At 57.1% G+C, this 8,540-nt stretch carries 11 protein-coding genes; all 11 read left to right on the top strand.

All coding sequences use genetic code 11. The features are described from left to right. Positions 1–76: 76 nt before the first annotated feature. Positions 77–355: a peptidylprolyl isomerase gene (locus tag VL688_01040; GenBank protein HTL46625.1), complete on the top strand. Its 279-nt coding sequence runs from the start codon at positions 77–79 to the stop codon at positions 353–355. Positions 356–373: 18 nt separating this feature from the next. Further along, positions 374–1,381: a transcription termination factor Rho gene (rho, locus tag VL688_01035; GenBank protein ID HTL46624.1), complete on the top strand. Its 1,008-nt coding sequence runs from the start codon at positions 374–376 to the stop codon at positions 1,379–1,381. 15 nt (positions 1,382–1,396) lie between these two features. Further along, positions 1,397–1,831, top strand: coding sequence for a DoxX family protein (locus VL688_01030; protein HTL46623.1), 435 nt, complete (start codon positions 1,397–1,399; stop codon positions 1,829–1,831). 56 nt (positions 1,832–1,887) lie between these two features. Continuing rightward, positions 1,888–3,135 (top strand): dicarboxylate/amino acid:cation symporter, encoded by a 1,248-nt coding sequence (locus tag VL688_01025; protein ID HTL46622.1) that lies wholly within the window; start codon positions 1,888–1,890, stop codon positions 3,133–3,135. 30 nt (positions 3,136–3,165) lie between these two features. Continuing rightward, on the top strand, positions 3,166–3,786 hold the full coding sequence (locus VL688_01020; GenBank protein HTL46621.1) for an START domain-containing protein: 621 nt from the start codon (positions 3,166–3,168) through the stop codon (positions 3,784–3,786). Between the two features lie 34 nt (positions 3,787–3,820). Further along, complete coding sequence (locus VL688_01015; GenBank protein HTL46620.1) at positions 3,821–4,648, top strand: DUF1338 domain-containing protein; 828 nt, start codon at positions 3,821–3,823, stop codon at positions 4,646–4,648. Positions 4,649–4,890: 242 nt separating this feature from the next. Then, positions 4,891–5,121 (top strand): hypothetical protein, encoded by a 231-nt coding sequence (locus VL688_01010; protein HTL46619.1) that lies wholly within the window; start codon positions 4,891–4,893, stop codon positions 5,119–5,121. 130 nt (positions 5,122–5,251) lie between these two features. Then, complete coding sequence (locus VL688_01005) at positions 5,252–5,686, top strand: hypothetical protein (protein HTL46618.1); 435 nt, start codon at positions 5,252–5,254, stop codon at positions 5,684–5,686. A gap of 97 nt (positions 5,687–5,783) precedes the next feature. Further along, positions 5,784–6,551, top strand: coding sequence for a YceI family protein (locus tag VL688_01000; GenBank protein HTL46617.1), 768 nt, complete (start codon positions 5,784–5,786; stop codon positions 6,549–6,551). A gap of 52 nt (positions 6,552–6,603) precedes the next feature. Continuing rightward, positions 6,604–7,620 carry a 3-deoxy-7-phosphoheptulonate synthase gene (aroF, locus tag VL688_00995; protein ID HTL46616.1) on the top strand — a complete coding sequence of 339 codons (1,017 nt, stop codon included), beginning with the start codon at positions 6,604–6,606 and terminating at the stop codon, positions 7,618–7,620. A 15-nt stretch (positions 7,621–7,635) separates the two neighbouring features. Then, a partial coding sequence (locus VL688_00990) for a TerC family protein (GenBank protein ID HTL46615.1) occupies positions 7,636–8,540 on the top strand: 905 nt, incomplete at its 3' end.

The following is an 8,540-nucleotide window of genomic DNA, read 5'->3' as shown; positions in this document are numbered from 1 at the left end:
TTCAGCGCTGCTATAACCTTCGATTCACCAAAAATCGCTTGCTCCCGACCGGGCACCCTCGGTACAATGGCACATCATGACCAAAGCCAAAGCGAGCCACATCCTGGTTAAAGACGAGAAAAGCTGTCTCGATCTCAAGAAGCAGATCGAGGGCGGCGCAAGCTTCAGCGATCTTGCGAAAAAACATTCCCTTTGTCCTTCCGGAAAATCGGGAGGGGATCTCGGGACGTTTTTCCCCGGCCAGATGGTGAGGGAATTCGACGAGGTCGTATTTTCCAAAGAAGTAGGCAAAACTCACGGGCCTGTCAAAACTCAATTCGGTTACCATTTGATTCTGATCGAATCCCGCTCCTAGCTGACTTTTGATTGAAATATGAGAAATTTTCACCGTCCTCCTGACCCCCGGCGGGGACACCATTCCCAGAATTCCCATCGCGGCCGTCCCGATCCCTCGGGTTTTCGGCAAGGCCCGCGTCATCCCGCCGCCCCGAGAAGGGACGAAGGCGAGGCCCGGTTTCTGGGCAGTACGGCCATCGATCCTTCCCCGCGCATCCGTTTGGAAGACGGCTCCACGGAACTCACCATGCGCGCCATGGACCTCATCTGTCCGATCGGCATGGGCCAGCGCGGGCTCATCGTGGCGCCTCCAGGTTCCGGCAAAACGACTTTTCTGAAGCACATCTGCCAGGCCATCGCCAAGGCTTACCCGCAGGTGAAGCTTTATTGCCTGCTGATCGACGAACGCCCTGAAGAAGTGACCGACTTCCGCCGCAAGGTGACGGGCGCGGAGGTTCGCTGGTCTTCGTCGGACGAATCCTATGATCATCACATCGCAACGGCGAGCGAGCTCATGAAGCAGGTTTACCGCGAAGCCGCCGACGGCGCGAACGTCATGGTGGTCATCGATTCTCTCACGCGTCTTTCCCGCGTGCATAATGCCGAAAGCCGTTCGAGCGGCCGGACGCTGTCCGGCGGCGTGGACGCGCGCGCGCTCGAAATTCCGCGGCGCATTTTCGGCTCGGCCCGCAAAATCGAAAACGGCGGGTCGCTGACCATCCTCGCCACGATCCTGGTCCAGACGGGCAGCCGCATGGATGAGGTCATCTTCGAAGAGTTCAAGGGCACGGGCAACATGGAAATCGTCCTCTCCCGCGAAATTTCCAACCGGCGGATTTTTCCCGCGGTGGACATCTCGAAAAGCGGCACGCGCAAGGAAGAGCTGCTGATCGATCCCAAGGAACTCGAACTGGTCCGGAAGATACGGCGCGTTCTTGCCACCTTCAATCCCGTGGAAGCCGCCCAGGCGCTCATCGAACAGCTCCAAAAATTTCCCACCAACAAAGACCTGCTCGGGCATCTGGCCAGCCAAACGTCCGCCTAGAGCGGAGGAGGACCCATGAAAACTTTCCTTTGTTCGCCGCCGATGGCGAGCCGCCGCGTTTCCGTGGCCCTGCTCCTCGTCCGGGTGATTTCCGGTGCCGCGTTCATGTCTTACGGCCGGCCCATGATCCAGCATCCTTTCCAGTGGATGGGGCCTGAAGCGCACGTACCCGGCATTTTCCAGGCGCTTGCCGCGCTCTCCGAATTCGGAGGAGGGCTGGCATGGATTCTCGGGCTTCTGACCCCGCTTGCTTCCCTGGGTCTTTTGTTCACCATGGCCTACGCGGTTTACTTTCATCTCTCCCACGGCGATCCGTTTGTCAGCATGTCTCCCGGCGGCATGGCGTATCAGCCCGCTCTTCTTTTCGCAAGCATCGCGCTGCTGCTCATCCTGGGCGGTCCCGGGCAATTTTCCCTGGACGCGGTGCTTTGCCGTAAAAAAACCGCGTAAGCTTCCGCCGCGGATGATTCGCTTGCATGTTTGCGCCCCGTGGGGATAATAAGGGCGTGCAAAAAACATGCGCGCCCGGCCGCGGCGTCCTGAAGCATTATGCGTTTCCGCTGATCCTTCTCGGTTCCATCACGCTGGGAAGCGCGTCCGGATTTTTCCTCAAAGACCGCGCCGCGATGGTCAAGCCTCTCGGCGACATCTTCCTGAATCTTCTTTTTACCGCGGTCGTGCCGCTCGTCTTTTTTTCCATCGCTTCCTCCGTCGCGGCCATGACCGATCTCCGTAAACTGGGACGCATTCTCTTGTGGATGCTGCTGCTCTTCGCCGCGACAGGTATCCTCAGCACGGTGCTCATGCTCGTCGGCGTCAAGCTGTTCCCGCCCATGACCGCGCCCGTGGCCTTGGCCTCGGCCCCGGCTCCTGTGGAAGGTTCTGTCGATTTCGTGGGCGCTTTCACGGTGAAGGATTTTTCCGACCTCCTCTCCAAGAAAAACATGCTGCCGCTCATCTTTTTTTCGATGCTGGTGGGGCTTGCCAGTTGTTCTCTCGGGGAAAAATCCAGGCCCTTCAGTGAATTCCTGGCCGCGGGCAGCGAAGTCATGGTCAAAGTGATTGGGCTCATCATGCTGTATGCGCCCGTGGGCCTGGCCGCTTATTTCGCTTACCTGACCGGCGTGTTCGGGCCGCAGCTCATGCAGTCCTACCTGCGCGCCGTGCTTCTTTATTATCCGTTCTCCATCGCGTATTTTTTCCTCGGGTTCTCGGCATATGCCTGGCTGGCCGGCGGGAGGGAAGGGTTCAAAAGGTTCTGGTCGAAAATCCCACTGGCCTCGATGACCGCGCTGGGCACGGGAAGCAGCATGGCCACGGTGCCGGTCAACCTGCAGGCCGCGGACGAGATCGGCGTGCCCAAAGAAATCAGCCGGATTGCCATACCGGTCGGCGCGACGATCCACATGGACGGGACTTGCCTTTCAGGTATTTTGAAAATCGCCATCCTTTTTAGTTTTTACGGGCGGCCTTTTTCCGGACTGGCCACCTATGCGACCGCCGTGGGCGTGGGCGTCTTGAGCGGCGTGGTCATGATCGGAATTCCAGGCGGAGGATTTTTGGGAGAGCTTTTGATCGTGACGCTTTACGGATTTCCTCCCGAGTCGCTTCCGATCATCACCATGGTCGGCACGCTCGTGGACCCGCCGGCCACCGCGGTCAACGCCGTGGGCTCCAATGTCGTCAGCATGCTGATTGCCCGCGTCATGGGCGGAAAAAACTGGATGCAGAATCAACAAGAAACCGGCGCCTGAAATTTGCGCTGAAACGCGGGGTCTTTTCACTTGGAAAAAAACGGCAAAATCATCGTGATCATGGCGGCCGCATTCGCGCTATTCGCGCAAAACGCGGCGGCGGAGGAGCATCCCTGGCAGCTCCGGAAAAACCAGGACGGCATTACGGTCTATGTCCGCCCGGTGGATGGTTCTCCGATCCTGGAATACAAAGCCACGGTTAACGTGAAGGTCCCGATCGAGAAAGCGGTCGCCTATTACGAAGATCCCACGGGCGCGGTCAGATGGTTCCACCAATGTTCAGAGTCGCGGCTCCTGGAATCCCGCAGTGATGCCGACAAGATAATGTACATGGCGCTCGACATGCCCTGGCCGGTTTCCAACCGCGACGCGGTTTATCTGCGCGCCCGGACGCCCGGGGAGAACGCCGGCGTTCAATTCGCGATTTCCGCGGTCACGGACGTGCTGCCGCCGCAGCCGGACAAAGTGCGCATGCCTTATTTGAAAGGCGTGTGGCGGTTCACGCCGCTTCCGGACGGAGGCACGGAGATTTACGTGCAGCAGCACGCGGACGCCGGCGGCCATATTCCCGCGGCCATCGTCAACAGGCTGGTCGTGGACATCCCGTTTAATTCGCTGAAAAATTTCCGGAAACGGGTTTCGGAGGATTGATGCGGTTACTATATATAGAAGGCTTGGGGAGGCGATGATGGGCCCCGTGGACCTTTTGCTGCAGCAACTCTGGGAAGACTATGCGTCCATGAACAAGCAGGCGGGCGTCATCCACAAGGCGCTGGAACAGCGCGGGGAAAAGATCGTGAACGACCACGTGGCTTTCCGTACTTTCGACATTCCCAAGGTCGGGCTTCCGGTTCTGGCCGCGCCGTTCATGGCGCTGGGTTACCGGGATGCCGGGGAAGCCTACGACTTCAAGGACAAGAAATTGAAGGCCCGCTATTTCAAACATCCGGATCCGGACAAGCCCAAGATTTTCATCAGCGAGCTCAAAGTAGGGGAATGTTCGGCGTCCCTTCAAAAGACCGTGCGCGGTCTGGTGGACCAGGTACCGCCGGGGCGCGAAGGCGATGGACGTTTCCTTGTTTCCGGAGTTCCGTGGAAGCGTCTTTCCTGGAAAGAATACCAGGAGCTTTTGAAGGAAAGCGAGTATGCCGCATGGATGGCGGCGTTCGGTTTCCGGGTGAATCATTTCACGGTTTTTTTCAACGGCTTGAAGACCTTTCCCGATCTTGCGGCTTTGAACGTTTTCATCAAAGGGCTCGGCTATGCCCTGAATGCCTCGGGCGGGGAAATCAAAGGAAATCCCCGGGTTTTTCTCGAGCAGTCCTCCACGATGGCTTATCCGGTTCCCACGGATTTCGCGGACCGCAAAGAAACCATCCCCGGCTGTTATTATGAATTCGCCCGCCGCTATCCGGCAAAAGACGGCCGTCTTTTTCAGGGGTTTTTACCCGAATCCGCGGACAAAATCTTCGAAAGTACCCATTTCCGGCCTGCTTCCGGACCGGCGCAGTAAGCTTGAAATAGTCAAAAAGCGTCAAAAGTTATCCTGCCCAAAAAAATTTTTTCTGCCCTTCCCGCATTTTTTTCGATTTCCCAAGTCACATTGAAATAAAGGGTTATGAAAAATACGCGAGATTTTTAACCCTCTGAAAGATCTGGCGCTTTTTCGATGTTAGTTTTGATATTCTTACAAGCGGCCTATACACTAAGGATTGAGTGAGGAAGTTCACTCAATAAAGCAACAAGGAGAAAATCATGAAAGAAATGATGATGCTCGTGTGGGCCCTCTCGATTCTCATGACGTTCGGCAGCATGGGCTACGCTACCGATGATGACGCGCGGGGAACCCCCAAACCGATCAATGAAGTCAGCTCCCTGACCGACGGCGATGTCGGCGGCAGCGGAAATTCGTTCTTTGAAAGCCAAGAGTCCATGACGGACGGCCAAACGGGCACGTCGTCAACCGACGGAACCGTTGTCCCGTAAACCTGGCCGGAAGGGCGTTATTCAGGAAGACCCTCATGAATAACGCCCTTCCGAAACGCCGGTATTGTCCGCTCTCATTTGGACCGGCAGGGATTCCCGGATTTTGCCGATAATTCCATGAGAGGCGAGCATGAGCAAACAGGACTTTTTACGCGGAGTGCGCCTGGGAGTACTGCTGGCGGTTTTATCCGCCGCTGCTTTTGCCGCTTATAAATACTTCCCGGGCATTTTTCCAACCGAGCGTCCGGTGCCGCAAACCGCGGATCCGGAACTCAACAAGCTCAATCTCATCATCGAATATTTCAAAAATGCGGACCTGGAGGTCATTACCGACGGTGTTTACCGCAAACCTTCCGAAACCCTGCCCTGGGTCAGGCGTTACGTTTCCCAGCATTTCAAACCCGGCGACAACGCCGCCGACTGGATCCGCCAGTACTGTTATCAAACCAATGCCGGAAACATGATTTACGTTCGTTTCCCCGACGGCTCGACCCGTCTCTTGCGGGACTATTTCCTCGAGCACCTGGCCCTCATGGAAGCGGGGGACAGGAAAGCCCTTGCCTGAAAGCCCGCAAAGGACTAGAATCCTGCGACTTACAATCCCATATCCCACAGGAAGTTATAACAAAAGCACCGGATGTTCCGCCAGTCCTGGAGAGCCCATGAAACCCATGACCTTGATCCTGAGTTTGTTCTTTCTTTGCCCGTCCCTTGCCTTGGCGCAGGCCCAGGTGCCCACGACGGCCGCCGATCATTTCCATAACGCTCCGGAAAACCTGAATACGGATCCCGCCTTTGTTCCCGGCGAATTTCCGCTGGGCGACATCTACGCGGCCCATACGGCTTATTATGCCAAGAAGGCCGAGCTGTCCCAGGCCGTGGCCGCGGACAGTGCTTCCTATGCCGTGACCCTGGGCACCGGGGAAGTTTCCTTTACTGTCGCCAAGAATGAGACCGCCAGTGTGCTTGGCTATTTCCGCGAATATCTGGGCGCTTTGAAGCTGGGACCCAATGGCCCCGAACGGCTGGACATGGTTCTGGACGTCAATTCGCTGGATACCGGCGTGCCCGGACGCAATAACCGGATCCTGAGCCTTTTCTTTCAGAGCATGAAGCCCGATCTCGGCCTGGTGACGATCGCCTTCGATCATTTCGAACTGGGCGGCGCTTTCGCGGACTGGAAAGCCGGCGAGACGCGCGAAGTCACGGCTTCCGGCATGATCACCCTGAACGGCGTGCAGAAGCCGCTTGCCGCCAAGCTCAGCGTCACCCGCAGCGGCCAGGGCTGGTCCGTCACGTCGGCCGAGCCGGTCACACTGCTGATTTCCGATTTCAATTTCGCCGACCGCGTTTACGAGCTGATGAAATCCTGCAACCACAAGGCCATCGGCAATGCCGTGGCCGTGAAAGTGAATCTCGAATTGCGTTAATATATGACGCAGGGACAGGTCTTAAGACCTGTCCCCATGAAGAAAGGTAAAAATGATCATCGTTCTGAAAGCCGAAGTCACGAAAAAGCAAGTTGACCACGTCGTCACCAAAATCAAAGAACTGAAGCTGAAGCCCGTCGTTTCTAAGGGCATTGAGCGCACGATCATCGGCGTGATCGGCGACGAAGCCGAAGTCCGCCTGCAGCCGCTGGAAGCCTTTCCCGGCGTCGAGAAGGTCATGGACATCCAGAAGCCGTACAAGATGGTGTCCCGCGAATCGCGCCATCAGGGCAGCACCTTCGACCTCGGAAAGGACGTGGTGATCGGCGGCAAGAAAGTCGTGATCATGGCGGGCCCGTGCACCGTGGAATCACAGGAACGCATCATGAAGCTCGCGCGGCTCATGAAAAAATCCGGCGCGACCGTCCTGCGCGGCGGCGCGTTCAAGCCGCGTACCTCGCCCTATGATTTCCAGGGACTCGGCGAGATCGGCCTCAAATATCTTGCCGCGGCGAAAAAAGCGACCGGCCTTCTGATTGTGACGGAAATGATGGACGTGCGCGACCTGCCGCTTTTCGAGCGCTACGCGGACATTATCCAGATCGGCGCCCGCAACATGCAGAATTACAATCTTCTGAAAGAGGTGGGGCTTTCCCGCAAGCCCATCCTTCTCAAGCGGGGCATGGCCAACAGCATCAAAGAGTTTTTGATGGCCGCCGAGTACATCTACTCGCAGGGGAACCATCGCGTCATCCTCTGCGAACGCGGGATCCGCACCTTCGAGACCACGACCCGCTTCACGCTCGACATCGGGGCAGTCCCGGTCCTGAAATCCGAGACCCATCTGCCCGTCGTCATCGACCCGTCGCATCCGGCGGGGAAAAGGGCGTTTGTCCCGGCTCTTGCCAGGGCCGCGGTCGCAGCCGGCGCCGACGGCCTCATCGTCGAAACCCACGACAAGCCGGAAGAAGCGGTTTGCGACGGGCCTCAGGCGCTTTTGCCCGAGATCTTCGACGAGCTGATGAAAGACCTGCGCAACATCGCGCGGGCCATTGGGCGGGATATCTAACTCCAAAGAGGAATCATGCACACGACAGCGGCGCCTCTGATCCACCCGCATCACTCGCTGGCAGTCTGGATCGGCTTCAATGTCTTCGTTATCCTCATGCTGGTCCTGGATCTGGGCCTTTTCCACCGCGCTTCCAAAGAAATCAAAATTAAAGAAGCGATCTGGTTGAGCGTTTTCTGGACGGTCCTCGCGCTGCTCTTCAATCTGGGCGTGTACTGGAAGCTGGGTTCGGACGCGGCCATGAAATTTTTCGCGGGCTATGTTCTCGAGCGCTCGCTCAGCGTCGATAACCTGTTCGTTTTCGTCCTCGTCTTCAGTTATTTCAAAGTCCCGACCGAGCAGCAGTACCGCGTCCTTTTCTGGGGCATCCTCGGCGCCCTGGTCATGAGGGCGATTTTTATTTTTGCGGGCGTTGCCGCCATTCAGGCCATCCATTGGATCATTTATGTCTTCGGCGGATTCCTCGTTTACACGGGCTTCAAGCTCTTCAAGGAAGACGATAAGGAGATCGAGCCCGAAAAGAACGCCATCGTCAAAGGCTTCCGCCGTTTCGTGCCCATGACTGAAAACTACGAAGGCGAAAAATTTTGGGTTAAGCGCGATGCCCGGTTCTGGGCCACGCCGCTGCTGCTTGTCCTGATTGTCGTGGAAACGACGGACATCGTGTTCGCCGTGGACTCCATCCCGGCCATTTTGGCCGTGACGACGGATTCCTTCCTTGTGTATACTTCGAACGTTTTTGCAATCCTCGGCTTGAGGCCGCTTTATTTCGCGCTGGCCGGCATGATGAAGATTTTTCGTTACCTGCATTACGGCCTGGGAGCGATCCTGATCTTTGTCGGAATCAAGATGATCGTCACAGACATCTATCACATCCCGATCGTCGTAGCCTTGGCCGTGATTGCCGTGATTCTCGCGGC

The organism is Verrucomicrobiia bacterium (assembly GCA_035495615.1).
GTDB lineage: Bacteria > Omnitrophota > Omnitrophia > Omnitrophales > Aquincolibacteriaceae > DATJFP01.
This window is presented reverse-complemented; position numbering and strand designations above follow the sequence as displayed.